Annotated in this window: 24 protein-coding genes and 1 tRNA gene; 8 read left to right on the plus strand and 17 right to left on the minus strand. The window is 65.0% G+C overall.

Annotated elements, in window-relative coordinates:
* Position 1 precedes the first annotated feature (1 nt).
* From C8J98_RS00110 to C8J98_RS00145, 8 genes are all read left to right on the plus strand, one after another.
* A complete protein-coding gene (locus C8J98_RS00110; protein ID WP_107909766.1) occupies positions 2-706 on the plus strand; it encodes a VTT domain-containing protein in 705 nt (234 codons plus the stop codon).
* A 71-nt stretch (positions 707-777) separates the two neighbouring features.
* Positions 778-2,685: a hybrid sensor histidine kinase/response regulator gene (locus tag C8J98_RS00115; protein WP_107909768.1), complete on the plus strand. Its 1,908-nt coding sequence runs from the start codon at positions 778-780 to the stop codon at positions 2,683-2,685.
* An 87-nt stretch (positions 2,686-2,772) separates the two neighbouring features.
* Complete coding sequence (locus C8J98_RS00120) at positions 2,773-3,534, plus strand: response regulator transcription factor (RefSeq protein WP_107909770.1); 762 nt, start codon at positions 2,773-2,775, stop codon at positions 3,532-3,534.
* 30 nt (positions 3,535-3,564) lie between these two features.
* Complete coding sequence (gene phnD, locus C8J98_RS00125; RefSeq protein WP_107909772.1) at positions 3,565-4,602, plus strand: phosphate/phosphite/phosphonate ABC transporter substrate-binding protein; 1,038 nt, start codon at positions 3,565-3,567, stop codon at positions 4,600-4,602.
* Between the two features lie 130 nt (positions 4,603-4,732).
* The gene (locus C8J98_RS00130; RefSeq protein WP_107909774.1) at positions 4,733-6,121 is read left to right on the plus strand and encodes a HAMP domain-containing sensor histidine kinase; all 1,389 of its coding nucleotides are present in this window, start codon (positions 4,733-4,735) and stop codon (positions 6,119-6,121) included.
* A 78-nt stretch (positions 6,122-6,199) separates the two neighbouring features.
* Positions 6,200-7,144, plus strand: coding sequence for a VTT domain-containing protein (locus tag C8J98_RS00135; protein ID WP_107909776.1), 945 nt, complete (start codon positions 6,200-6,202; stop codon positions 7,142-7,144).
* 66 nt (positions 7,145-7,210) lie between these two features.
* Positions 7,211-7,286 (plus strand) — tRNA-Lys (locus C8J98_RS00140).
* Positions 7,287-7,572: 286 nt separating this feature from the next.
* Positions 7,573-7,902: a hypothetical protein gene (locus C8J98_RS00145; protein WP_107909778.1), complete on the plus strand. Its 330-nt coding sequence runs from the start codon at positions 7,573-7,575 to the stop codon at positions 7,900-7,902.
* Positions 7,903-7,938: 36 nt separating this feature from the next.
* On the opposite strand, the gene queC is transcribed toward C8J98_RS00145, so the two are convergent.
* The 17 genes from queC to aspS form a co-directional block, all read right to left on the minus strand.
* On the minus strand, positions 7,939-8,622 hold the full coding sequence (gene queC, locus C8J98_RS00150; RefSeq protein ID WP_107909781.1) for a 7-cyano-7-deazaguanine synthase QueC: 684 nt from the start codon (positions 8,620-8,622) through the stop codon (positions 7,939-7,941).
* Between the two features lie 17 nt (positions 8,623-8,639).
* On the minus strand, positions 8,640-9,332 hold the full coding sequence (queE, locus tag C8J98_RS00155; protein WP_107909783.1) for a 7-carboxy-7-deazaguanine synthase QueE: 693 nt from the start codon (positions 9,330-9,332) through the stop codon (positions 8,640-8,642).
* A 4-nt stretch (positions 9,333-9,336) separates the two neighbouring features.
* Positions 9,337-10,176, minus strand: coding sequence for a tol-pal system protein YbgF (gene ybgF, locus C8J98_RS00160; protein WP_199229763.1), 840 nt, complete (start codon positions 10,174-10,176; stop codon positions 9,337-9,339).
* Between the two features lie 3 nt (positions 10,177-10,179).
* Entirely contained in the window at positions 10,180-10,689 is a 510-nt protein-coding gene (pal, locus tag C8J98_RS00165; protein WP_107909785.1) for a peptidoglycan-associated lipoprotein Pal, read from the minus strand.
* 247 nt (positions 10,690-10,936) lie between these two features.
* Positions 10,937-12,253 (minus strand): Tol-Pal system beta propeller repeat protein TolB, encoded by a 1,317-nt coding sequence (gene tolB, locus C8J98_RS00170; protein ID WP_107909787.1) that lies wholly within the window; start codon positions 12,251-12,253, stop codon positions 10,937-10,939.
* A 128-nt stretch (positions 12,254-12,381) separates the two neighbouring features.
* Complete coding sequence (locus C8J98_RS00175) at positions 12,382-13,314, minus strand: cell envelope integrity protein TolA (protein ID WP_107909789.1); 933 nt, start codon at positions 13,312-13,314, stop codon at positions 12,382-12,384.
* On the minus strand, positions 13,301-13,747 hold the full coding sequence (gene tolR / locus C8J98_RS00180) for a protein TolR (RefSeq protein ID WP_107909791.1): 447 nt from the start codon (positions 13,745-13,747) through the stop codon (positions 13,301-13,303). The genes C8J98_RS00175 and tolR overlap by 14 nt, the downstream gene beginning before the upstream one ends.
* 9 nt (positions 13,748-13,756) lie before the next feature.
* Positions 13,757-14,440, minus strand: a complete 684-nt coding sequence (gene tolQ, locus C8J98_RS00185; protein ID WP_063571209.1) for a protein TolQ — start codon at positions 14,438-14,440, stop codon at positions 13,757-13,759.
* 31 nt (positions 14,441-14,471) lie between these two features.
* The gene (gene ybgC / locus C8J98_RS00190) at positions 14,472-14,876 is read right to left on the minus strand and encodes a tol-pal system-associated acyl-CoA thioesterase (protein WP_107909793.1); all 405 of its coding nucleotides are present in this window, start codon (positions 14,874-14,876) and stop codon (positions 14,472-14,474) included.
* Positions 14,873-15,913 carry a Holliday junction branch migration DNA helicase RuvB gene (gene ruvB / locus C8J98_RS00195; RefSeq protein ID WP_107909795.1) on the minus strand — a complete coding sequence of 347 codons (1,041 nt, stop codon included), beginning with the start codon at positions 15,911-15,913 and terminating at the stop codon, positions 14,873-14,875. The genes ybgC and ruvB overlap by 4 nt, the downstream gene beginning before the upstream one ends.
* Positions 15,914-15,994: 81 nt before the next feature.
* Positions 15,995-16,336, minus strand: a complete 342-nt coding sequence (locus tag C8J98_RS21870) for a hypothetical protein (protein ID WP_146171481.1) — start codon at positions 16,334-16,336, stop codon at positions 15,995-15,997.
* Positions 16,337-17,072: 736 nt separating this feature from the next.
* On the minus strand, positions 17,073-18,974 hold the full coding sequence (locus C8J98_RS00205; RefSeq protein WP_107909798.1) for a potassium transporter Kup: 1,902 nt from the start codon (positions 18,972-18,974) through the stop codon (positions 17,073-17,075).
* A gap of 3 nt (positions 18,975-18,977) precedes the next feature.
* Complete coding sequence (gene ruvA / locus C8J98_RS00210) at positions 18,978-19,574, minus strand: Holliday junction branch migration protein RuvA (RefSeq protein ID WP_107909800.1); 597 nt, start codon at positions 19,572-19,574, stop codon at positions 18,978-18,980.
* The gene (gene ruvC / locus C8J98_RS00215) at positions 19,571-20,089 is read right to left on the minus strand and encodes a crossover junction endodeoxyribonuclease RuvC (RefSeq protein ID WP_107909802.1); all 519 of its coding nucleotides are present in this window, start codon (positions 20,087-20,089) and stop codon (positions 19,571-19,573) included. Before ruvC ends, ruvA begins: the two co-directional genes overlap by 4 nt.
* 21 nt (positions 20,090-20,110) lie before the next feature.
* The gene (locus C8J98_RS00220; RefSeq protein WP_107909804.1) at positions 20,111-20,860 is read right to left on the minus strand and encodes a YebC/PmpR family DNA-binding transcriptional regulator; all 750 of its coding nucleotides are present in this window, start codon (positions 20,858-20,860) and stop codon (positions 20,111-20,113) included.
* Between the two features lie 55 nt (positions 20,861-20,915).
* A complete protein-coding gene (locus C8J98_RS00225) occupies positions 20,916-21,554 on the minus strand; it encodes an alpha/beta hydrolase (protein ID WP_107909806.1) in 639 nt (212 codons plus the stop codon).
* 16 nt (positions 21,555-21,570) lie between these two features.
* Entirely contained in the window at positions 21,571-23,337 is a 1,767-nt protein-coding gene (gene aspS / locus C8J98_RS00230) for an aspartate--tRNA ligase (RefSeq protein WP_107909808.1), read from the minus strand.
* Between the last annotated feature and the right edge of the window lie 51 nt (positions 23,338-23,388).

A 23,388-nucleotide genomic window follows, 5' to 3' on the forward strand; every position in this document is an offset into this window, starting at 1 on the left:
GATGAGTCGCTGGCGCGCCGCTTTGCCGCTGTTGCTGTTGCTTATCGCCGGCGCGGTCATGCTCGGTAGCGGCGCGCTCGACCGCTTTCACCCCGCCCGGCTGCTTGCCGAGGAAGGCGCTCTCCGTAGTGCCATAGCCGACCACCCCATGATGTCGCGCCTCGCCTACGCGGGCGTGCTCACGTTGGCCATCTCCACCGGCGTGCCCGGGACGATTGTCATCGTCATGGCCGGCGGCCTCCTGTTCGGCATCGTCGAAGGCACGGCGCTGTCGTCCGTGGCGCTGGTGCTCGGTTCGCTCCTGCTGTTCCTGGCCAGTCGCTACGCGTTCGGTCCGGGCGGCCGCCAACCGCCGGAACTGGCGACACGCCTGCGCACCGGGTTCGCCGCCCACCCGGTCAGCTACACGCTCGCCCTGCGCTTCATTCCCATCGTGCCCCTGGGCGCCATGACGGTGGCGCTGGCCTGGCTGCGCTGCCCGCTCTGGCTGTTCCTCGGTGCCACATGGCTAGGCGGCACGGTGTCCCTCGTGGTCGAGACGGCAGTCGGCGCCGGCCTCGGCGACACGTTCGGCGGCAGCACGCCATTCACGGCGGCGAGCCTTCTCGACGGCAGGATCCTGCTGCCCCTGGCAGCCTTCGCCGCGCTCAGCGTCCTTCCCCTCATGATCAAGAGCGTCCGTGACCGTCGCCGCCGCCGCGACTGACGCCGGGTCCGTGGAACTGCGCTAGGCTGTAGCCTCGCTTCGCCCGGCAGGGGGCGCGCAAGGGGAGACAGATGCGCGACGTATCGGTTACGTGGCTGGAACGGGTCTGGCGCCGCACTTCGCTGGTGCAGCGCCTGACGTGTGTCGCCCTCGTACCCACGGCGATCAGCGCGATCCTGCTGGTTACCCTGCTCACCCGCCACCAGATGGACACCTTGCACGAGATGGGCCGCTCCACGGCGGACGCCATCGCCCAGCAGGCGGCCAGCGTGTCCGGCGAGGCGCTTCGCAACGGCGAACGGCGAGAGATCTCGCACATCTCGCAATCGATCGTGCAACTTCCGCAGGTGGCGCGGGTGCGCATCAGCGACCGCGATGGCGAGATCATCGCCGATCGCGTGAACGGGTCGATCGACGACGAGGATAACCTCACCGTATCGCGTGAGGTGCTGGACCCGGTCAGCCATCGCGTCGTCGGCTCGGTTACGGTGGATGTGAGCGTGGAGGACGCCATCGCCGCACAGCGAACCAGCGTGCAGAACGCCCTGCTCTGGCTTGCCCTGAGCCTGTTTATCGCGGTGATGATCGGTTGGTCCACGGCACGCTGGCTTAGCGCTCCGCTGCGCAACCTGGCCATCGCGGTTCGCCAGCTCGGCCTGGGCGATCGCACGGTGGTCGTTCCGGTGACCGACGACACGGAGATCGGCGACCTGCAGCGCGGCTTCAACGGTGCCGCGTCACAACTGTTGCACGCGCAGATCGGGATGGAGCGAGAGATCGCCATGGCAACGGAGGAACTGGCCCGGAAGAACGCGGCACTGGAGGCGGCAAGCGTGGCAAAGGCGCGCTTCCTCGCCGCCGCCTCGCATGACCTGCGCCAGCCGCTCTATGCACTCACCCTGTTCTCGTCGGGCCTTGCCGTGGACGAGTACGACCCGGTGCGGCTCAATCGCATCGCTCACATCCAGGAGTGCGTCGAGGCGCTCGACCACCTGTTCAGCGAACTGCTCGACCTCTCGCGTCTCGAGACCGGTGCCATGCCGGCGGTGCTCCGCGATGTTCCACTGGACGCCGTGTTTGAAGAGGTCAGCGTGAATTTCCGCATGGTGGCCGAGCAGCACGAATTGCGCCTCGTGGTGCGGACCACGGGCCTGTGGGTGCGCTGCGACCGCACGATGGTCGCGCGCATCCTCAACAACCTGGTCAGCAATGCCTTGCGGTATACGCGCTGCGGTGGCGTGCTCGTGGGTGCTCGCCGACGCCGCGACGGCACGGTTCGCGTGGATGTGTGGGATACGGGCCTGGGCATCGCGCCGGAACACCTGCAACACATCTTCGACGAGTTTTACCGTGTCGAGAGCGGCCCGGAAGCCGGCCGCCCCGAAAGCACGCGGCGCGGGCTGGGCCTGGGCCTGTCCACGGTGCAGCGCCTGGCGGGACTGCTCGGTACGCGCGCCCAGGTTCGCTCGCAACCGGGCAGGGGCACCGTGTTCTCCATCACCCTGCCTGAGGTCCAGGCTGGCACGATCGAGGTGCCCGCGCCGGCTGTCTCGACCGGGGTCACGCCGCGGGACGTGGTCGGCATGCGCGTCCTGGTGATCGACGACGAGCCCAGCATCCTCGCCGGCATCAGCTTCCTGCTGGGCAGCTGGGGCTGCGAGGTCATGACTGCCGAGGATGCCCAGCAGGCCATGGAGGCGGTGCACCAATGGATGCAACCGCCGGACATCGTGATTTCCGACCTGCGCCTGCGTGAAGGCACCGGACTGGACGTGATCGACCTGCTCGATCGTTACTACCGCCGACGCCCCGGCGACCCGCCGCCGTTCGCGCGCGTGCTGATTACCGGCGAGACCCGGGGCGACTTCCTGCGTAACGTGGACCAGGCCACCACGCAGGTTCTCTACAAGCCGGTTTCGCCTGAACGCCTGCACGATGTAATGGTTTCTGCCTGGACAGTCCATCATGCTCCCGTCTGAGCCGGATGGCTGGCTTGCCGCGAGGCGCCCGGGGGGCTATGTTTCGAAGAACGGGGATGCTCGCGACCGTGCGGGCGGAGGAGTGGCATGCGTGTTCTGATCGCGGACGATCATCAGCTCGTCATCAATGGTGTCAAGGACACCCTGCGCGAGTTGGGTGAGAACGTCGAGTTCGTCGAGGCCCGAACGGTTGCCGAGCTTCGTGCGCAGCTTGAACGGCAGCCTCTTCCGGATCTCGCCCTGATCGACATGGCCATGCCGGGCGCGAACGGTGGCGTCGACCATATCCGGGATGCCGTCGAGAAGCTGGCCGATGCCAACGATGCGGTCACCCCCCAGGACGGCGACGACCTGACCGATGACGAGCGACGGCATGCAGCCGACCTGATCGGCACCCGCACGACGCACAAGCGCGCTGTCATCGTGCTTTCGGGCACCGAGGACTCCGCAGCCATTCGCCACGTGCTCGACCTGGGCGTGCAGGGTTACATCGTGAAGTCATCATCGGCCGAATTGACCCTGAGCGCCGTGCGCCTGGTGGTCGGCGGCGGGATCTACGTACCGCCGGAAGCGATGAAGGCGGCTGCTTCGAGCACCTCCGCACCATTCTTCTCCACGACCAACGGAAACGATGGGCTGACCACCAAGGAGCGCCTGGCCACGGTCCTCACCGATCGCCAGATCGACGTACTCAAGCTGCTGGCCAAGGGCCGGCCGAACAAACTGATCGCCCGCGAGCTGGGCATCAGCGAAGGCACTGTCAAGATTCACCTCGCCGCCATCTTCCGTGCGCTACATGTGCGCAATCGACTGGAGGCACTGGTCGCCGCACAGCACCTGGGCGACTAGCCAAAACATAACCCACGCGAGGCAGGCGCGATGCGGGCAGGCGTGAAGAGCGCGGCGGGAGTGCGACTGCGCGTGTGGTTGAGCGCGTGGATCCTCTGCGCCTTTTGCTCGGGACCCGCCCTTGCGGCAGGCCTCGCCCAGGGCGATGTCGACCCGAACGCGCCGCTCACCTTTGGCATCCTTCCCATCGGGGGACCCGCCGAGTCGCTGGAAGCGTGGCGGCCCATGCTCGATGACCTGAGCAAGGCGCTCACCCGTCCGGTTCGCGCCGTCTCGGTCACGACCTACGAAGGCATCGCGCAGGCGATCAGCGAGCAGCGGGTCGATATCGCCTTCCTGTCCGGGAGGCTGGCCCTGGATGCCGTTACCGGCCAGAACATGCAGGTGATTGGCCAGCTGACCCGCGGCGACAGCTCGAAGGGCTATTACGCCGTGGTGCTCGTGGCCGCGGACTCGCGCCTGCGTACGGTGGACCAGCTCTTCGCGCGGCCGGGCAAGTGGCGCTTCGCGCGCGGCGAGGCCCTGTCGGTGTCCGGCTATCTCGTCCCGGAAACCCAGCTGTTCGCAGCGCGCAACGTCGACTCGGATACCTTCTTCGCCAGCGTCCATATCGACAACCACCAGAACAACGCACTGGCCGTTGCCAATGGTGAAGTGGATGTCGCGACCAACAACACCGCGGACCTGGAACGCTTCAAGCAACATTTCCCCGACCAGTACGCGCGTCTACGCGTGCTGTGGAAGTCGTCGCTCATTCCCCATGCGGTCATCGTGATCCGCAACGACCTTCCACTCGCCCTGCGAGAGCGGGTGGCGACCTTCATCACCAGCTATGGAAAGGGGAAGGATGGACCGCGCGAAGAGGCCAACCTGAAGCTGATTCACGATATCAGCGGGTTTGCGCGGGCCAGCAACGCGGTGCTCGTACCCTTCGTCGACATCGAGTATTCGTTGGAGAAGCGCCGGGCCACCAGCGCGCAGTGGGTCAGCGAAGCCGCCCGGGAAGCGCGCTTCCACAAGATCGAGGTGGACCACGACGCCGTCGTGAAGCAACTGCAAGGCAAGTGACCACCCCGGCCGCCTCGCCAATCGGGCATAGACCTTAAGGTATAGACGGGCAGCCTAAGTCCCCTTGTCTATCGCGCGACGAACGCGCGTTTCATAGATTCGTCATGAGAATGTGCGAACAGGCCCCCTCATGAACGCGTCGCCGTATTCGCCTGCAAGGCCAGCGCCGCTGCATCGACAGCTGATCCTCCGGGGATTGCTGCCGATGACCGTGGTTGCGCTCGCCCTGACCGGGTCTCTGGGCGTGTTGCACATGCGGTCCTTGTCCGCCGAAGCGCGCACCGTTGCGCGCATCCAGGCAATCCGTCTTGGCGCCTCCATGGAGGCCGCGACGGGCGACGATGCCGTTCGCTACGCACTCACGCGCGCACTGTCGCGCAGTGCGCCCACGGAGAGCCTCAGGCTTCGACGTGACGATGCGCCGGACCTCGTCATCGAGAGCGGTCGCCAGGTGCCCGCCGGTCGCGCATTGCATGTTCGCCTCAACACGCCATTGGGCGAGCTCGAAACCGTTTCCGACGCCACGTCCCTGCATGAGCGTCGCGCAACTGCGGGCGTCATGACCTTGCTGCTCTGTTGCGGCGTGCTGGCGGTGTTCCTGTTTACCCGCCGCGCGCTGGAACGTGACGTCATCGAACCGATCGAAGGCATGCGCGATCGGATCGACGCGTTCCTGCATCCCCGCCAGGCCAACCCCATCCCGCGTGGCGGCGGCGAGCTTGCCGCCATCGATGCACTGCTGGACGAGCTGGTCGATCTGCGGCGGCGCCACGACACCGCGATGGCCGACGCGCTGCGTCAGCGCCTGCAGGACATCGCGCGGCACACGCGCTTCATCGAGCAGATCGGCGATCACTTCCGCCAGCCGCTGCAGGCACTGGCCCTGTTCGTTGCCGGTATGCAACCGGGTGAAGACCTTCGCCAGCGAGCCGTACTTGGCCAGATGCGCACGAACCTCACGCGGCTCAACGAGCTCCTCGACGGCTTGCTGGCCATGGCGCGTTTCGATGCGGGCGCCGTCGAGCCCAGGGCCGTCGGCCTCATCGCCGCGGACCTCTTCGTGCGCGAACGGGCCGCCATCGATGAGGATGCCAGCCGGCTCGGCGTGGACGTCCATTGGCGCGGTGGGCGGCTGCCGCTCCATGGCGATCCCGCACTGCTGGGTGAGCTGCTTCATCGCCTTGTCTCGAACGCGGTCGTCAGTACGCCGCACGGACGCGTCCTGGTCGCCGCAAGGCGGCGCGGGAATGCCGTGCGACTCGAGGTCCGCGACAACGGCATGGGCCTCGAACCCTCACAGCAGGAGCGTGTCTTCGAAGAGTTCACACGCCTGCCCGGCCATGCCGGTTATGGCATCGCGCTGGCGGTGGCGCGGCGCATCGTCGACACGCTCGGCGGCACGATCGGCGTGCGCTCCAGACCGGGCCGCGGCACGTTGTTCTGGGTCCAGCTGGAAGGCGCCGCCGTCGGGCCGCCGCTCCGCGCGACCTCGCTACTGAGCCGCCACCCGGCCCACTGATCCCCGCCCATCTGTCGGCAACGGCCCGACCGGCGTATCTTTGCGGAGGTACACGGACCTTTCCGAGGATTCACTGTCGTGGCGAGCGTCAATTGGTCTGATACGGCGCCGGTCGTGGCGTTCATCGGCGTGTTCGCTGGGGCCATCGGCCTTCCCGTGCCGGCGATGCCAACGCTTATCGTGGTGGGTAGCACCCTGGTCGCCGCACGCGATCCCGTCCTGATCCTGGCGACCTTTCTCGGTGCCCTGGCGGGCGCCTTCGCCGGCGACGCGGCGTGGTTTCTTACGGGGCGACGCTTCGGCTACCGCGTACTCGACAGCCTCTGCCGCATTTCGCTTTCGCCCGACACCTGCGTGCGTCGCGCCAGCGGCTTCTTTGAAAAGCGTGGCGTCAAACTGCTGCTGGTGTCGCGATTCATTCCGGGTCTCTCGCTCGTCGCCATCCCGATCGCTGGCGCCGGCGACACGCGCTTTTCGCGCTTCACGCTTTACGACTTGCTCGGTGCAGCCCTGTGGATTTCCGTGGGCCTGTCCATCGGCATGCTGTTCTATCGGCAAATCGATGCCGTGCTGGCCACGTTGAAGCAGTTCGGCGTCGGCATGGCCGCGATCGCCCTGATCGGGTTGCTGCTCTGGATCGGCTTTCGTTACACCCGTCGCGCCCTGCTCATTACCCAGTTGCGCAAGAGCCGCATATCCGTGGACGAACTCTCGGTCCTGCTCGCCAACGAGCCCGGCGCGTTGATCGTCGACGTGCGCTCGACCCTCAGCCGGCGTGACGATCCCTTTGTGATTCCGGGTTCCCGCCTGTTCGACCTGGCCACGGCAGACGCTGCCCTGGCCACCCTGCCAAAGCACACCTCGGTGGTGATCTATTGCTCCTGCCCCAACGAGGTCTCGGCCGCAAAGGTCGCGGAGCGGCTGAGCAAACTGGGCTTCTCCAACGTCCGTCCGCTTACCGGAGGCATCGGCGCCTGGCGCCAGGCCGGCCGCGACGTCGAGGCGATCATCGTCACGACCTGAACCGCGGGCCCGCTCGGGTTGTGCCAGCCCCCTTGCGACCACTAAACTAGTCGGCTTCGCGTGCATGGGTCGTTAGCTCAGTTGGTAGAGCAGCGGACTTTTAATCCGTAGGTCGCCGGTTCGAATCCGGCACGACCCACCATTCGCGCCTTTCGTCCGACGCGCAACGCGTCCTTACCTGACGAGAAACTGGTCAGGATTCTCATGTTTTCGCCGCCGTCGGGGCGATACCGTGTCCGTAAGCTCATGACATGGGAAACGGCATGCGTCGGTACACCACAAAGCACAACGAAGATCTCCGCCTCGGGGACGGGCATAGCGTTGCTACGGAGAGTTGCTCGTGCAGTGCCACCCTGCGTGAATGGCTGGCCGTTCTTAATGAGCGACTCCAGCATGTGACAACTGCAGTCCGCGAGTTGGCAGGCCGCATGAACGTCTACGATGGACAGACGGCCGACGTCGGCGGTCGCCTCGGAGGCGTCGAGAACAGGCTTGGAACCCTTAAGCACCGGTTCGGAGCCGTCGAGATCCGACTTGGGGCCGTCGAAGATCGACTCGCTGGTGTCGAGGGCCGGCTCGGCGTTGTCGAGGGCCGGCTCGCCGTTGTCGAGGAACGCCTCGGCCACACCGCCACCAAGGCGTGGGTGCTCGGGTGCGCAGCGGCGCTGTTGATCGGCATGCTGACCGGCACCCTGGGCGGCTTCTGGTGGATCGTGCAGCAGTACATCGGGCCGTTACTGCGCGCCTCGGCAACCTGAGGCATTCGCGGCAACCCGTTCCGAAATGCTGATAGCTCAGGCGTAGCGCGTGGGGTCGGGCACGCCGGCCTTGGCGAAGCCCTCCGCTCGAAGCCGGCAGGCATCGCAATGACCGCAGGCGCGGCCCTGGGAGTCAGCTTGGTAGCAGCTCACAGTGGCGGCGAAGTCCACGCCCAGGCGCATGCCTTCGCGCACGATATCGCCCTTGCCCATATCCATCAGCGGTGCATGGATCCGGATTCCGGCGCCTTCGACGCCAGCCTTCGTGGCAACGTTGGCAAGTGACTGGAAGGATTCGATGAAGGCCGGGCGGCAATCCGGGTAGCCGGAGTAGTCGACGGCGTTGACCCCGCAGAAGATATCGCTCGAACCCAGTACCTCGGCCCAGCCCAATGCAATGGACAGCATGATGGTGTTACGTGCAGGCACATAGGTCACGGGGATACCCGCGCCGCCATCTTCCGGCACGTCGATATCCGCAGTGAGGGCCGAGCCACCGATGCTGCGCAGGTCCACGTTCACGGTCTTGTGGGTGACGGCACCGAGCATCTTGGCCACCCGTTCAGAAGCCTCGAGCTCTGAACTGTGACGCTGGCCATAAGCCACGCTCAACGCATACACCTCGAAACCCTGTTCGCGCGCCATGGCGATCGTGACCGCGGAATCCATGCCGCCGGACACGAGGATCACGGCCTTGCGGGAGGGGGTCGAAGCATTCATGGCATTACCTTGGTTTGTCAGTGGCCGGCCGCGTCGTCCCAGAGCAGCTTGTGCAACTGCATCTGGAATCGTACCGGCAGGCGTTCGGCGAGGATCCACTCGGCCAGCTCGCGGGGCTGGACCTTCGACCACACGGGGGAAAAGAGAGGCATCACGCGCTGATCCAGCGCATGCTCACGGACGACGTCCCGCGACCATTCGAAGTCGCCACGGCTGGCGATGACAAACTTCACCTGGTCATGTGGCAGGAGGTGGTCGAGGTTGGACCACAGGTTGCGCGCACTCTCACCGGAGTCAGGTGCCTTGAGGTCCATCACCTTGCGGACGCGCGGATCGACATCGGAGACATCGAGCGCGCCGGACGTTTCCAGCGACACCTCGTGGCCGGCGTCGCATAACTTGCGAAGCAGGATCAGGCAGCGCTTCTGTGCGAGAGGCTCGCCCCCGGTGACGCAGACATGCTTCGCGCCGAAGCTGGCCACATGCGCGACGATAGCGTCGATGTCGTGCCACTGCCCACCGTGGAAGGAGTACTCCGTATCGCACCAGACGCAGCGAAGCGGGCAGCCGGTAAGGCGCACGAATACGGTGGGCCAGCCGATGGCATCGGCCTCGCCCTGGACGGAATGGAAGATCTCGGTGATCCGCAGGCGTTCCGCGACGGGCGCGCCCGGCGGAACGTCCGCCAGAGTTGCGGTGTTACCGTTCATAGGATCAGTTGGCCGTCTGGCGCTGCAGACGACGCAGGCGTTCCTGTGCGAGGCCAGCGGCCTTGGTGCCCGGATACTTGGCCGACACCTGCTTGAGCGTCGCGATGGCCGCGTCCTGCTGTTTCAGCTCGATCTGGCAATAGCCGACCTTGAGCAGGCCGTCGGAGACCTTGTCACTCTGCGGATACTGTTTGACCAGGCGCTGAAAAGCCTCGATCGCGACCGGATAATTCATGGTGACGTAGTAGGACTCGCCCAACCAGTAATAGGCGTTCGGCGCGAGCGCGCTGTCCGGGTACTTGGTAAGGAAGTCACGAAAGCCACGCGATGCCGTGACGTAATCACCGGCGCGCAGCGACTTGAACGCGGCGTCGTACGCAGCCTGCTCGGTGGCGTTGGCCGCCGTCGGTGCGGCGGCAGGCGCTGCCTGCTGAGCCGAGGCGGGCGCAACCGCAGTGGGCGCGGGGGCCGGGCCTTGAGGTGCATTGGCGGGCGCGGCGGGCGACTGGGCCTGCGCTGCTCCACCCTTTTCGAGACGACTCACGCGCGAATCGACATCCGCGTACTGCGCCTTCTGGGAATCCTGGAGTTGCTGGTTCTGGTGCTGCAGCTCTTCGATCTGACCCTGCAACTGGGAAAGCTGCTGCTGGAGATCGTTGACCTGGTTGACCAGCGTGGTCGTGCCGGCGTCCTTCTGCGACTGTTGCTCGAGGCGCGACACACGGTCGGCCAGACTCAAGCGGGAGTCCTGCGCATGGCCGGGCAGACCAAAAAGCGTGGCGGACGCAATTGCGCCCGCCACGCCAAGCCTGGCCGTAAAACGAGTAGCCAGAAGCTTCTTCATTACTTACTTCGCGGTGTAGACGATCTCAACGCGACGGTTCTTCGACCAGCAATCATCGTTGTGCTCACGGCAGGTCGGCTTTTCCTTACCGTAGCTCGTGACGTTGACCTGGCCAGCCGAACCACCAGCCGCCTGGAGAGCGCTGGAAACGGCATTGCCGCGGCGCTCGCCGAGGCCGAGGTTGTACTCACGCGTACCGCGCTCGTCGGTGTTGCCCTCGAGGGTCATGGCCGACTGCGGACGGTCCTGCAGGTACTTGGCGTGGCAAGCGATGATCTGCTGGAATTCCGGCTTCACATCGTTCTTGTCGAAATCGAAGTACACAACGCGCTGACGGAGGCAGGCATCGGTATCGAGATCCGACGGCTGGTACTTGCCGTCGTTGGTGGGGGCCTGAGTCTGGGCGACCGGCTCCGGCGCGGGGGCCGGTGCAGGCTTCACAGTCTTCTTGTTGCAGGCGACCGCGCCCACGCAAAGCAGGGCGGCCAGGGTGACGCTAACGGTCTTATTCATGGGACGTTCCTTCAACAGTTGAGTTCCGACAGTCGATATACGGTTTCGGGACAGGCACCGCCGGTTGTCCGGCTGTTTTTCTACTTACATCTACGCCGACGGGGCGCTGTCCCGCACCCTACGTCTTCGTTCCGGCGACTGCCCTTAAAGCAACTGCCGGTTAACCTTGCGTCCGCAGAAAAGGCGCGGAACACCCGCGCCCCTTCCCTGGACTTTGCCGACGTCGCGGCCCGAAACGGGCGCGCCATCAACGCTGTCTATAGGGTCCCCAGGACGGCTCGCGCACGTCACCGTCCGAGAGGACGAGACGCTGGCGCACCAGGCCGTCTGCCGAAACCGCATACAGGACACCTCGCGTACCCTGCGATGCCGCATAAAGCAGCATGCTGGCATTGGGCGCGAAGCTGGGCGAATCGTCCACGTTACCCGGGGAAACGAAGCGTACCTGCCCACCCAGACTGCGGTCCATGATAGCGATACGATACACGTTCCCGTTGCCCTGCACCATCGCAATCTGCTTGCCGTCGAAGCTCACCGAGGCGCTGGCGTTGAAGCCGCCCTGGAAGGTGACTCGCGTCGCCGCACCACCGGATGCGGACATCTGGTAGATCTGCGGCTTACCCGAGCGATCCGAGGTGAACAGGATGCTCTGGCCGTCCGGCGTGTAGGTCGGTTCGGTGTCGATCGAGAAGTTGTTGGTGAGGCGGGTCTCGGTGTGGCTGGCCACGTCGATCACGAAGATCTCCGGGTTACCCACGTACGACAGGCTCACGGCGAGCTTGCTGCCGTCCGGCGACCAGGCCGGCGCGCTGTTGATGCCGCGCGGGTGGGCGGCGATCAGGCTGCGCGAACCGGTGGAGATGTTCTGCACATAGACGGCCGAGTTGCCGCTTTCGAACGACACGTAGGCAATCTTGTTGCCGTCCGGCGACCAGGAGGGCGACAGGAGCGACTCGCGCGAACGGGCCACGGTCTGCGGGTTGAAGCCGTCCGAGTCCGCAACGATGAGCGAATAGGTAGCATTGTTACCCGTACCCACCGCCGTGACGTAAGCAACGCGGGTCCAGAAGGCTCCGCGGACGCCAGTGACCTTTTCGTAGATCTGGTCTGCGATCTGGTGAGCGACACCGCGCAGGTCGCCCGCCGGGGCGGTGAACGACTGGGCGAGCAAGCTCTGCTGACGGTTTACGTCCCACAGTTCGTACTCGACCTTCAGCATACCGCCACCGGCATCGCTGATGCGGCCGATGGTCAGATAGTCCTGCTTGAGCAGGCGCCAGGTCGCGAACTTGATGTCCGAGCCCTGCGACGGCGTCTCGACGATGTCGGCCTTGTCGAGCGATCGGAATTTGCCCGAGCGGTTGAAATCGTTCCGGATGACGTCCGCGACGTCAGTCGGGAGCGGCGCACCGCCGGTCTGCGCGAAGGGCACCACGGCGATGGGCGTCGCCGTCGTCACGCCCTTGGCGATCTCCACGTTGAGCGACTGGGCGGCGGCGGGGCCGGCCACGAGGGCGGCGAGCGCAACCAGGGCGGCGGCGAAGCGGAGGATCGTTCTACGCATGGGCTGTTTCATTGCGACCTGAAAGGATATGGAGGCTTCCGCATGTTAAGCGGCTTCACCTGAACCTGAATGACCCGATGATGAATCACCTCCGCTCCCGGACCAGGTCGCAGGCGCGGAGGTCATCATTACGGCCTGAACGTGAAGGTGAGGTTGCGCTCGAAAACGTCCTCGAAACCCTGATACGGCAGGGGCTGGGCCCGCAGAACGGCATTTTCCAGCGAAGCCCGGCCAGGACCATCGAACGGACAGCTGGAATCGACCTTGGCACTTAACACCTGGCCGCCAGGAATCTGCACGACGTGGACGATGCAAGCACCGTTGCCGATGTTGTCCGGGCGCAGCCAGTTCTGGGTCACGGCATTCTGGATGGCCGCGATGTAAGCGGCCTCCTTGCTGTCCTTGCCGTTATTGCCGGTCTGGGGTTCCTTGGCGAATGGCAGGTTTTCGCGACCATTGTCCTTGGCGTTCTCGAGATCCTTCAGCTGCTGGTCGGCCTGCTTCTTCTTGCTGTCGGCCTGCTTTGTCTGGCTCTTGGCGAGGTCGAGCTGCTTGAAGATGTCGTCGATTTCCTTCTGCTTTTGCTTCTTCTTCTCTTCCTGCGCGTCGAGCTCGGCCTGACGCTGGCGCTGCGTTTCTTCCTGCAGGCGCTTGGCATCCTCAGCTTTCTGCACGGCGTCATCGACTACCTTTTCCTGGTCTTTCAGGGCAAGGTTTTTCGGCGGCGGCGGCAAGGTCTCGACCTTGGGCTTTTCGGGAACCGGCGGGGTAGGCGTCGGTTGCGCGGGCGGCGGTGGCACGGTGTTCGGCACGGGCTTGACCGCGTGCTTGGGCGGCGGAGCGCCCGTCGGGCCGACCAGCGTGGCCTCGATGATTTCACCCGGCAGCTCGAGCGGCAACGGGCACTTCAGCGGATTCCACTCAGCGGGCAACCCGATTGCCGCGGCCCACTTGTCGTAGTCCGAGCACGGGATGATCGCGAGGCCGAGGAAGGCCACGATACCGATGTGCAGGAGCGCGGCGAGAACGACCGCGCGCGGGGTGCCGTTACGGTTTTCCATTCGACGCGGACTGAGGCTGGCTCATGAGGCCAATCTTGGAGATGCCCGCTTCCTGGAGGATCGGGAGGATCTGGTACACCTTGCCATAGCCCACGCGGTCATCGCCCGCGAGCAGGACCTGCAGCTCGGGGTTGGCGTCGTGGAAGGCCGTGATCTTGGTCTTGAAGTCGTCGATGCTGACCGGCTCGCGCTTGGTGCCGTTGGCGGTCAGGTAGATCTGGCCTGCCTCGTCGACGGAGACAACGATGGGATCTTTCTTGTCCTGCAGGGACTTGGCGTTGGTCTGCGGCAGATGGATGTCCACGCCGAGGTTCATCATGGGCGTGGTGACCATGAAGATGATCAGCAGCACGAGCATCACGTCGATATACGGCACGACGTTAATCTCGGACTTCAGCTTCCGCTTCTGGCGGCGGTAGACGTTACGGGCCATGGTGCGGGCTCAGGCCACGTCGTCGGCGTGGATCTGGCGCTGCAGCACCGAGGAGAATTCTTCCTGGAATACCTCGTAGCGCGACGCGATCCGCTCGACCTTGGTGGCGAAGCGGTTGTACGCCCAGACGGCCGGAATGGCGGCGAAGAGGCCCATGGCCGTGGCGATAAGGGCTTCGGAGATGTGGGGAGCGACCACGGAGATGGTCACGTCCTTCATCTCGCCCAGGCCCTGGAAGGCGCCCATGATGCCCCAGACCGTACCGAACAGGCCGATGTACGGGCTGATCGAACCGACGTTGGCCAGGAACTCGAGGTTCTGCTCGAGCTTGCCGATCTCACGGGTACCGGCCACGCGCATGGCGCGCTCGGAGCCTTCCATGATGCGGTCGGCGTCGCTCACACGACGCTGGCGCTGACGGGCGAATTCGCGGAAGCCGGCCTCGAACACGTTCTCGATACCGTGCTGGCCCTCGCGATTGCCTACCTCACGAAACAGGGCGGCGAGGTCCGCACCCGACCAGAAGCGGTCTTCGAAGGTCTCGGCGTTGTCGTGGGCGGTCTTCAGCTGACTGTACTTGCGGATGATGATCACCCACGACAGGAACGAGAACGCCAGCAACAGCAGCATGACCAGTTGTACGGGCAGGCTCGCTTCCGCGACCAGCTTGAAAATGTTCAGTCCACCGTTCATCGCTTGAAGGCTCTCCGCCGGTATCTATGGCTTAGGTAATGAGGAATTCGTTGGGAAACAGGTCCGCCGGAATCTGGGCCGGGCGCATCGTGTCGAGGTTCACGCAAGCCGCGCGCACCGTCGCGCGCACCAGCGTCGTGCCCCCGCTCACAATCTCCTGACCGAACAGCATACTTGCTGAACGACGTTCTTTGACGGCTACGCTGACCAGGAGTTCATCATTCAGACGGGCCGGGCGGAGGAAATCGAGCTGCATGTCCCGGACCACGAAACCCAGGCTCGAGGTCTCGCGCAGGGCCACCTGGTCGATTCCCTGGGCGCGCAGCCACTCCGTGCGGGCCCGCTCCATGAAACGGAGATAGTTGGCGTGGTAGACGACGCCACCAGCGTCGGTGTCTTCCCAGTAGATCCGTACGGGCCAGCTGAAGGCGCTCATGCGTCGTCCGAAAAGAGGTCCGGGGCCACGGTCTGGCGCGGCGGAGGGGTCAGGCCGAGATGGCGCCAGGCCTTGGCGGAAGCCATGCGGCCACGCGCGCTGCGAATCAGGTAGCCCTGCTGGATGAGGTAGGGCTCGACCACGTCCTCCAGGGTCCCACGGTCTTCGCTCAGGGCGGCGGCGAGCGATTCCACGCCCACGGGGCCTCCATCGAAGTTCTCGATGATCGTTTTCAGCAGGCGGCGGTCGAGGTCATCGAAGCCCAGAGCGTCGACCCGGAGCATATCCGTGGCGGCTTTTGCCAGGTCGTGGGTGATCTTGCCGTCGCCGCGAACCTCGGCGAAGTCGCGCACGCGGCGCAGCAGCCGGTTGGCGATACGGGGGGTCCCCCGCGAGCGCCTTGCGATCTCGACGGCACCTTCCATGTCGCATTCGATGTTGAAAATGCGGGCGGCGCGACGGACGATCGCCGTCAGCTCGTCCACGCTGTAGAACTCCAGCCGCTGGATGATGCCGAAACGGTCGCGCAAGGGGCCGGTCAGCAAACCCGCGCGGGTCGTCGCGCCAATCAGGGTGAACGGTGGCAGATCGAGCTTGATCGAGCGGGCCGCGGGGCCCTCGCCGATCATGATGTCGATCTGGAAGTCCTCCATGGCCGGGTAGAGAACTTCTTCGACCACCGGCGACAGGCGATGGATCTCGTCGACGAAGAGGACGTCATTCGCCTCCAGGTTGGTCAGCAGCGCGGCGAGATCCCCCGCGCGCTCCAGCACTGGACCCGAGGTGGAGCGGACGTTCACACCGAGCTCGTTGGCGATCACGTGGGACAACGTGGTCTTACCCAGGCCGGGCGGCCCGAAGATCAACACGTGATCCAGCGCGCCCTGCCGGCGCCGCGCCGCCTCAATATAGATGGCCATCTGCTCGCGCACCGTCTCCTGACCGAGGTACTCGGAAAGCCGTTTCGGACGAATGCTGGCTTCCAGCGCATCGTCGTCCATGGCGGCGGTGGCGGAAATGATGCGGTGCTCGGACATGGGCGCATTATGGCAGGTCTGCGACGGGGACAGCCTGCGAGCAGGCCGTCCCACGCGTTGGGGCCACGACAAAGTTAGCCGTTACCCTCCCAGACTCCTGGCCAGTTTCAGCAACGTTTGCTGATTTGCCTCAACCGCATCGACGTGGACGGGCTGGAGGTCCAGGCGAAAGTCGGTGCTCTCGGTGACCCAGCTGATCGAAACCAACGTCGCCCCGTCGTCCGAGCGCATGGTCTTCAGCGTCGCCGGATGGCCGTTGACTTCACTGTTAAGCCACTCCTTGACCAGGGTGATGGAGCCGCCCGTTTCGCGATACTCGGACTCGTCAAGCCGGACGAAGCCCAGGCCAGCCACATCCCAGGAACGCGTGACGCCACTCCATCGTCCGTCGCTCACGCCACCGGCCGTCGTTGCCTCCACCATGGGATGGCTCTCGAGCAGAGTCCCACTCAATGAGATCGGGGTGTAACGGAGGTGAGGACGAATGTCTGCGAGCGAGTGGTACCGCTTGCCAAACAACGACGTCGACGCCAGTGCAGGCTGAGCGGTACGCGTTGCCTGCCGCAAATCCGGGACCTCTCCGCTATCAGAGATATACGAACCGACGCTGGCCTGCTCAGCAATCTCCTGTCGCATCCGCTGGGCGATTGGGCCGACGAAAGGCGAGTCGCCTAGAGCGACGATGTGGAGACCAGGCGACGAAGGCAGGCGGGCGAGATCTAAGCCTCGCGCTCGCCCGTACGATCCCAGGCCCACATGATCGCTTTCGGTATACATATAGTGAGTACTGAGTTCCGGTCGATCGTAGGTCACAGACTCATTGACGACGCCCGCAACACAATTCGCCCGACTGAGCCATGCGACCCCGGCAGATGCGTCGGCGCAGGCCGTGGCAGTTGCGAGTGCAAAAACGTACTTCGCTGCCCGCATGAGATCACCTCATTCCATGTCCGCGATTCGGACAATCTGAGGCTACGATTCGGCGGAACTTCCGCGAATCGGCACGAACCGATACGCCAAGTCCGTGCACGCGCTCTCGAGGTCGAGGGCGTCGCCGGAGCACGCTGGGGGCTCGCCCTGCGTTCCCGACGGGCGAGGCCTTAGGCAACGGTTCGCCGCTGAAACGGCTCCTACAAAGAGCTCGTCATCGCGCGCCAGGTCAGATCTCGACCTGTGCACCCAGCTCGATCAGGCGATTGCCCGGGATCTGGAAGAACGCTGTCGCCGGCATGGCGTTGCGCGCCAGGAAAGCGAACAGCTTGTCGCGCCAGAGGGCCATGCCGGGACGACGCGCGTCGGCGACGATGTTTTCGCGCGACAGGAAGAACGTGGTGTCCATCATGTCGAAGTCGAGACCCTTGGCCCCGGCCCTGCCGAGAGACGCCGGGATGTTCGGGTCCTCGGCGAAGCCGTAGCGCAGCTGCAGGCCGTAGAAGCCGCCGCCGTATTCGATGACTTCCATCCGCTCGTCGTAGTCGGCGACCGGCGTCTCCAGCATCTCCACGGTAAGCAGCACGTTGCGCTCGTGCAGCACCTTGTTGTGCTTGAGGTTGTGCAGCATCGCGTGCGGCACGGAATTCTGGTTGGCGGTGAGGAACACGGCCGTGCCCGGCACGCGCAACGGCGGGTGGTCAGAAATATTGGCGACGAACGGTTCAAGCGCGAGACCGGACTGCTTGATTTCGCGGACCACGAGGTCCCTGCCCCGGCGCCAGGTCGTCATGACGGTGAAGATGACCACGCCGAGCACCAGCGGGAACCAACCGCCATGGGCGATCTTGAGCGCGTTGGCGCCGAAGAATGCGAGGTCGGTGATGAGGAAGATGACGCCCACCGTGATGACCGCGGACCAGTGCCAATGCCAGCGGTAACGCGCGACGACCAGCGCCAGCAGCGTGGTCATCGTCATGGTGCCGGTCACCGCGATACCGTACGCGGCGCCGAGGTTGTTCGACGAGCGGAAGCCGATCACCGCCAGGACCACGAGAACCAGCAACAGGCGATTCACCCACGGCACGAAGATCTGCCCGGACATTTCGTGCGAGGTGTGCACCACGGCCATGCGTGGCGAGTAACCCAGCGACATCGCCTCGCGCGTCATCGAGAATGCACCGGAGATCACGGCCTGCGAGGCGATGACCGCCGAGGCCGTGGCCAGCGCGATCATCGGGTACAGCAGGCTCTCCGGCACCATCTTGTAGAACGGATTCTCGATCGCGCTCGGATCGTGCAGAAGCAACGCACCCTGGCCGAAATAGTTGATCAGCAACGCTGGCAGGACGAAGAAGAACCAGGCGAGGCGGATCGGCTTCTTGCCGAAGTGGCCCATATCCGCGTACAGCGCTTCGCCACCCGTGAGGGCCAGCACGACACCGCCGAGGGCGATGAAGGCCTGCTTGCCGTGTTCCATGAAGAAGCGCACCGCGTACACGGGATTCAAGGCGTACAACACCTGCGGATGGTCGACGAGCTGGCGCAGGCCGAGCCACGCCAGAACGAGGAACCAGACGATCATCACCGGCGCGAACGCCTTGCCGACGATCTCGGTACCGTGACGCTGGATAGCGAACAGCGCGACCAGGATGACCAGGCAGATCGGCAGCACATAGGTTTCGAGCGATGGCGCGGCGACCTCCAGACCTTCGACCGCCGAAAGTACCGACATGGCGGGCGTGATCACGCCGTCGCCGTAGAACAGCGACGCACCGAAGATGCCGATGGCCGCAAGCACCCATCGGGCACGCGGGGAGCCGGCCACGCTGCGCTGCGCCAGGGCCATCAGCGCCATGATGCCGCCCTCGCCCTTGTTGTCCGCGCGCATGACGAAGGTGACGTACTTGAGCGAAATCACCATCAGCAACGACCAGAAGATCAGCGACAACACGCCGAGCACGGCCATCGGCTGCGGCGTCATGCCGTGCGTACCGAGCGTTTCTTTCATCGTGTACAGGGGACTCGTACCGATGTCACCGAAGACGATGCCGATCGCACCGAGCGCAAGCGCGGCAAGTTTTTTGCCGTGCGCGTTGCGCAACTCTTCAGCGTGGCTATGCTGGCCCATGGTTCAACTTCCCAGCGCGGCGCGTAGCGCCTTGCGAATAATGGCTTCGGCGGTATCGCCATCGGCGGCGACTTTCTGCACGAGGCGCGAAGCTTCCACAGGCTTGTAACCGAGTTGCTGGAGGGCGACGGTGGCCTCGGCCACCGGATCGGCCGGCATGACTTCGCCGGGCACGGTCGAGGGCAGACGCACGCCTACCGCATCGACACGATCGCGCAGCTCGACCACCATGCGCTCGGCAGTCTTCTTGCCGATGCCGGGAATCTTGGTGAGCGCCACCACGTCGCCCGCGTGGACAAGCCGCGACAGATCGTCGGTCGACACCCCCGAGAGCACGGCCAGGGCGATCTTCGCGCCAATGCCACTCACTTTGAGCAGGTGGCGGAACATGGCGCGATCGGGCTCGCGGAGGAATCCGTAAAGCGAGACCCCATCCTCTCTTACCGCGTAATGGATAAGCAGGATGACTTCCTTGCCGGTCGCCGGAAGGTCGTAAATCGTGGACATCGGGGCGTCGACGTCGTAACCGACGCCGCCCACCTCGATGAGCAGTGAGGGAGGCTGCTTGCTGATGAGGGTTCCGCGCAGTCGACCGATCATCGGCGTCTCCATGCCGTGCGCGGGATGCCCACGCGTTCAAGACTGGTCCGGGTGTGCGCATGGGCGATTGCGATCGCCAGCGCATCGGCGGCATCCGCCTGAAGCGGACCCTTGATGCCGAGAATCATCCCGATCATGTGCTGGACCTGGGTCTTGTCGGCGCGGCCGGTTCCGACCACCGCCTGCTTGACCTCGGTCGCTGCGTATTCGTGCACGACGATTCCCTGGCTGACCATGGCGACAATGGCCGCGCCACGTGCCTGACCCAGCTTGAGGGCCGAATCGGGGTTGCGCGCCATGAACACACGCTCGATCGCAGCCTCCGCCGGACCGTGCATGGCGATGATCGCGCAGAGTTCGTCAAAGATGCGTTTGAGGCGAAGGGGAAACGTCGCTTCACCGCCGATGACGAGCGCGCCGTGCCAGACGTGAGTCAACGTGCCGTTGTCGGCCACGTCGATCACGCCCACACCCGTGCGCTGGCTGCCCGGATCGATACCGAGAATGCGGGTCATGACAGCGATGGGTTCACGAGCTCACGCGTCTTCCGCATCCTGGCCGGGCAGGATGGCGTTGTGGTAGACCTCGTCCACGTCGTCGAGGTCGTTCAGGCGCGTCAGCAGCTTCTCGAAGTGCTCGAGGGCCTCGCCCGCGGGCGTGACCAGCGGTCCGTTCGGGCGCATGACGACATCGGACCCGTCGATATCGAAGCCGGCGGCGGCAAGGGCCTTGCGCATGGCTTCGACGGCGATCGGGTCGGGGGCCAGCAACACCGTGCCGACGCCGTTTTCAATCGCGATGTCGTCGGCGTTGTTCTCGATGGCCGCTTCTTCCAGCTTCGCCTCGACATCGGCGTCGCCGCCGGTGTGGACGACGACCTGGCCGACGTGGGTGAACTGGAAGGCCACCGAATTGGTCGTGCCCAGGTTGCCGCCGAGCTTGGTCAGCGCGGCGCGGACGTCGGCGACCGTGCGGGTCTGGTTGTCGGTGACACAGTCGATGATCAGCGCGGTACCCGCCGGGCCATAGCCCTCGTAGCGGATCTCGTGCATGTCGGCGCCACCCTCGGCACCCGAGCCGCGCTTGATCGCGCGATCGATGGTGTCGCGGGTCATGTTCGCGGCCAGGGCCTTGTCCACGGCCGCGCGCAGGCGCGGATTGCCGTTGGGATCGGGCACGCCGCCACGGGTGGCGATGGTGATTTCGCGGATCAGCTTGGTGAACACCTTGGCGCGCTTGGCGTCTTCGGCGTTCTTGCGACCTTCGATGGACGGGCCTCTACCCATGTGCGTTTCCTGGCTTTACCGGACGGACGAGGGCGCGATTCTAGCCGCAATCACGTTAAGGGGCTAAGGGGGAGTCGAACCGACCGTCGCGAAGGAAAACAGCGACCTGCCTGGCGACGTCCGCCGAGACCAGCATGCCGGTATGACTGGTCTCCAGCACGCAATGGCCGGCCAGACCCGGCAGACGGGTCTCTTCCACGCCGACGGAGCCGTCGTGCTCGTCGCCCAGGACCCCGACGAAGGCACCCAGGCCAACGGGCATGCGTCCGGCGATCATGCCGACCTCGCGGGCGCCATCCCATCTATCCAGGCCGTGCTCGAGCAGTTCGCGCGAGCGGCCGAGCAGCATGTCGCCGCCCCAGCGATGGGTGAGGCCCCTCGCCGCGCCGCTGCCGTTGAGCGGCGAACCAAGGCAGACGATCCGCCCCTGCGGCAAATCGTCATCCCTGCAGGCGAGCAAGGCCAGGATGCCGCCGAGGCTGTGACCGACCACATGGACCGAGCCCGGACCGAGGCTGCGGATCCGCTTGCGCAGGCGGTTGATCGCCTGCTCGGGCGGCGCGGCCACGCTCATGTATTCGAACTGGTGAACGCTGAAACCTTCCTCGCGCAGGCGCCGATGGAGCATCGCCATGGCGAAGCCCCGCATCCACAGACCGTGGAGCAGCAGGACTTCGGGCAGGTTGTCGGTCATCGGTGGGCGGCGCCGGTCAGGCCTTCGGCTCCACGGCGACGCGAACGTGGAGTTCCTTCAGCTGCGGCTCGGAAACCGACGACGGGGCGTCGGTCATGAGGTCCTGCGCGCTGGTGGTCTTCGGGAAGGCGATGACGTCGCGGATGGACTCGGTGCCGGCCATGAGGGCGGCAATGCGGTCGATGCCGAACGCCAGGCCGCCGTGGGGCGGCGCGCCCATGCGCAAGGCCTTGAGCAGGAAACCGAACTTGGCCTCGGCCTCATCCGCACCGATGCCGAGCAGCTCGAATACGGCGCTCTGCATGTCGGGTCGATGGATGCGGATGGAACCGCCGCCGATTTCAGCGCCGTTGAGGACCATGTCGTAACCGCGGCTCACCGAAATGGCGGCATTGGCACGAAGATCGGCAATGTCGTCCACCTTCGGCGCGGTAAATGGATGATGCAGGGCGACGTAGCGCTGCTCTTCCGCGTCGTATTCGAACATCGGGAAGTCAGTGACCCACAGCGGCTTCCAGGCATTCTGGACCATGCCGCGGTCGCGACCGAGCTTGATGCGGAGCGCGCCCATGAAGTCGGTGACGGTTTTCCAGCTTCCCGCGCCGAAGAACACGATGTCGCCCGTGGCGGCACCGGTCAGTGCCAGCACCTGCGCGAGTGCAGAGTCGTCGAGGAACTTGGCCACCGGCGAGTTGATGCCCTCGCGGCCCTTGGCGAGATCGTCGACTTTCAGCCAGGCCAGGCCCTTCGCGCCGTACTTGCCGGCGTATTCGGTCAGGCCGTCGATGTCCTTGCGGGAAAGCTCGGCGGCACCCGGCACGCGCAGGGCAGCCACGCGGCCGGCCGGATCGTTGGCCGGGCCGGAGAACACCTTGAACTCGACGTGCTTCACCGCCTCGGCGATGTCAGTCAGTTCGAGGGGGATGCGCAGGTCGGGCTTGTCCGAACCGAAGCGGCGCATGGCCTCTTCGTACGTCATGCGCGGGAAGCTGGCGTCGAGTTCGACGTTGCGCACTTCGCGGAACACATGGCGGATCAGGTTCTCGACGAAATCCTGGACGTCACGCTCTTCGACGAAGGCGAACTCCAGGTCGAGCTGGGTGAATTCCGGCTGGCGGTCGGCACGCAGATCTTCGTCGCGGAAGCAGCGGGCGATCTGATAGTAGCGATCGAAGCCGGCCATCATGAGGATCTGCTTGAACAGCTGCGGCGATTGCGGCAGCGCGTAGAACTGCCCCGGGTGCACGCGGCTGGGCACCAGGTAGTCGCGCGCGCCTTCCGGCGTGGCCTTGGTCAGGATAGGGGTTTCGATGTCCTGGAATCCGGCGGTGTCCAGGTAGCGGCGCAGTTCGCGGACCAGCTTGGTCCGGGTGCGCATCATCTGCTGCATCTCCGGGCGGCGCAGGTCGAGGTAGCGGTAGGTCATCCGCATGTCTTCGTTCGGCGTCTCGTGCAGCGCGAACGGCAGATCACGGGCGGCGTTGAGGATTTCGACCTTGTCGGCGATGAGCTCGACGGTGCCGGTTTTCAGTTTGTCGTTGGCCGCGAGGCGCTTGCGAACCTGGCCGGTGACCCTGATGCAGTATTCGTAGCCGAGTTCGCCGGCAACGGCGAAGGCGTCGGTGTTCTCGCGTTCGATCACGACCTGGGCAATACCCTCGTGATCGCGCAGGTCGACAAAGGCCACGTGGCTCTGCAGGCGAAGGGTATTCACCCAACCACAAAGGGTGACGTTCTGGTCGATCAGCGACTCGTCGATGAGTCCGCAAAAATGGCTGCGCATGCGCTTGAAGCTTCGTTGGGTAGACCCCGGATCGTACCACGACCCGGGGCC

It is taken from the genome of Luteibacter sp. OK325, assembly GCF_003050935.1.
Classification (GTDB): Bacteria; Pseudomonadota; Gammaproteobacteria; order Xanthomonadales; family Rhodanobacteraceae; genus Luteibacter.

Coding starts and splice junctions, on each gene's coding strand:
- C8J98_RS00110 (WP_107909766.1), top strand. CDS start 2: ATGAGTCGCTGGCGCGCCGCTTTGCCGCTGTTGCTGTTGCTTATCGCC.
- C8J98_RS00115 (WP_107909768.1), top strand. CDS start 778: ATGCGCGACGTATCGGTTACGTGGCTGGAACGGGTCTGGCGCCGCACT.
- C8J98_RS00120 (WP_107909770.1), top strand. CDS start 2,773: ATGCGTGTTCTGATCGCGGACGATCATCAGCTCGTCATCAATGGTGTC.
- phnD (WP_107909772.1), top strand. CDS start 3,565: ATGCGGGCAGGCGTGAAGAGCGCGGCGGGAGTGCGACTGCGCGTGTGG.
- C8J98_RS00130 (WP_107909774.1), top strand. CDS start 4,733: ATGAACGCGTCGCCGTATTCGCCTGCAAGGCCAGCGCCGCTGCATCGA.
- C8J98_RS00145 (WP_107909778.1), top strand. CDS start 7,573: ATGAACGTCTACGATGGACAGACGGCCGACGTCGGCGGTCGCCTCGGA.
- queC (WP_107909781.1), bottom strand. CDS start 8,622: ATGAATGCTTCGACCCCCTCCCGCAAGGCCGTGATCCTCGTGTCCGGC.
- queE (WP_107909783.1), bottom strand. CDS start 9,332: ATGAACGGTAACACCGCAACTCTGGCGGACGTTCCGCCGGGCGCGCCC.
- ybgF (WP_199229763.1), bottom strand. CDS start 10,176: ATGAAGAAGCTTCTGGCTACTCGTTTTACGGCCAGGCTTGGCGTGGCG.
- pal (WP_107909785.1), bottom strand. CDS start 10,689: ATGAATAAGACCGTTAGCGTCACCCTGGCCGCCCTGCTTTGCGTGGGC.
- tolB (WP_107909787.1), bottom strand. CDS start 12,253: ATGCGTAGAACGATCCTCCGCTTCGCCGCCGCCCTGGTTGCGCTCGCC.
- C8J98_RS00175 (WP_107909789.1), bottom strand. CDS start 13,314: ATGGAAAACCGTAACGGCACCCCGCGCGCGGTCGTTCTCGCCGCGCTC.
- tolR (WP_107909791.1), bottom strand. CDS start 13,747: ATGGCCCGTAACGTCTACCGCCGCCAGAAGCGGAAGCTGAAGTCCGAG.
- tolQ (WP_063571209.1), bottom strand. CDS start 14,440: ATGAACGGTGGACTGAACATTTTCAAGCTGGTCGCGGAAGCGAGCCTG.
- ybgC (WP_107909793.1), bottom strand. CDS start 14,876: ATGAGCGCCTTCAGCTGGCCCGTACGGATCTACTGGGAAGACACCGAC.
- ruvB (WP_107909795.1), bottom strand. CDS start 15,913: ATGTCCGAGCACCGCATCATTTCCGCCACCGCCGCCATGGACGACGAT.
- C8J98_RS21870 (WP_146171481.1), bottom strand. CDS start 16,336: ATGGTGGAGGCAACGACGGCCGGTGGCGTGAGCGACGGACGATGGAGT.
- C8J98_RS00205 (WP_107909798.1), bottom strand. CDS start 18,974: ATGGGCCAGCATAGCCACGCTGAAGAGTTGCGCAACGCGCACGGCAAA.
- ruvA (WP_107909800.1), bottom strand. CDS start 19,574: ATGATCGGTCGACTGCGCGGAACCCTCATCAGCAAGCAGCCTCCCTCA.
- ruvC (WP_107909802.1), bottom strand. CDS start 20,089: ATGACCCGCATTCTCGGTATCGATCCGGGCAGCCAGCGCACGGGTGTG.
- C8J98_RS00220 (WP_107909804.1), bottom strand. CDS start 20,860: ATGGGTAGAGGCCCGTCCATCGAAGGTCGCAAGAACGCCGAAGACGCC.
- C8J98_RS00225 (WP_107909806.1), bottom strand. CDS start 21,554: ATGACCGACAACCTGCCCGAAGTCCTGCTGCTCCACGGTCTGTGGATG.
- aspS (WP_107909808.1), bottom strand. CDS start 23,337: ATGCGCAGCCATTTTTGCGGACTCATCGACGAGTCGCTGATCGACCAG.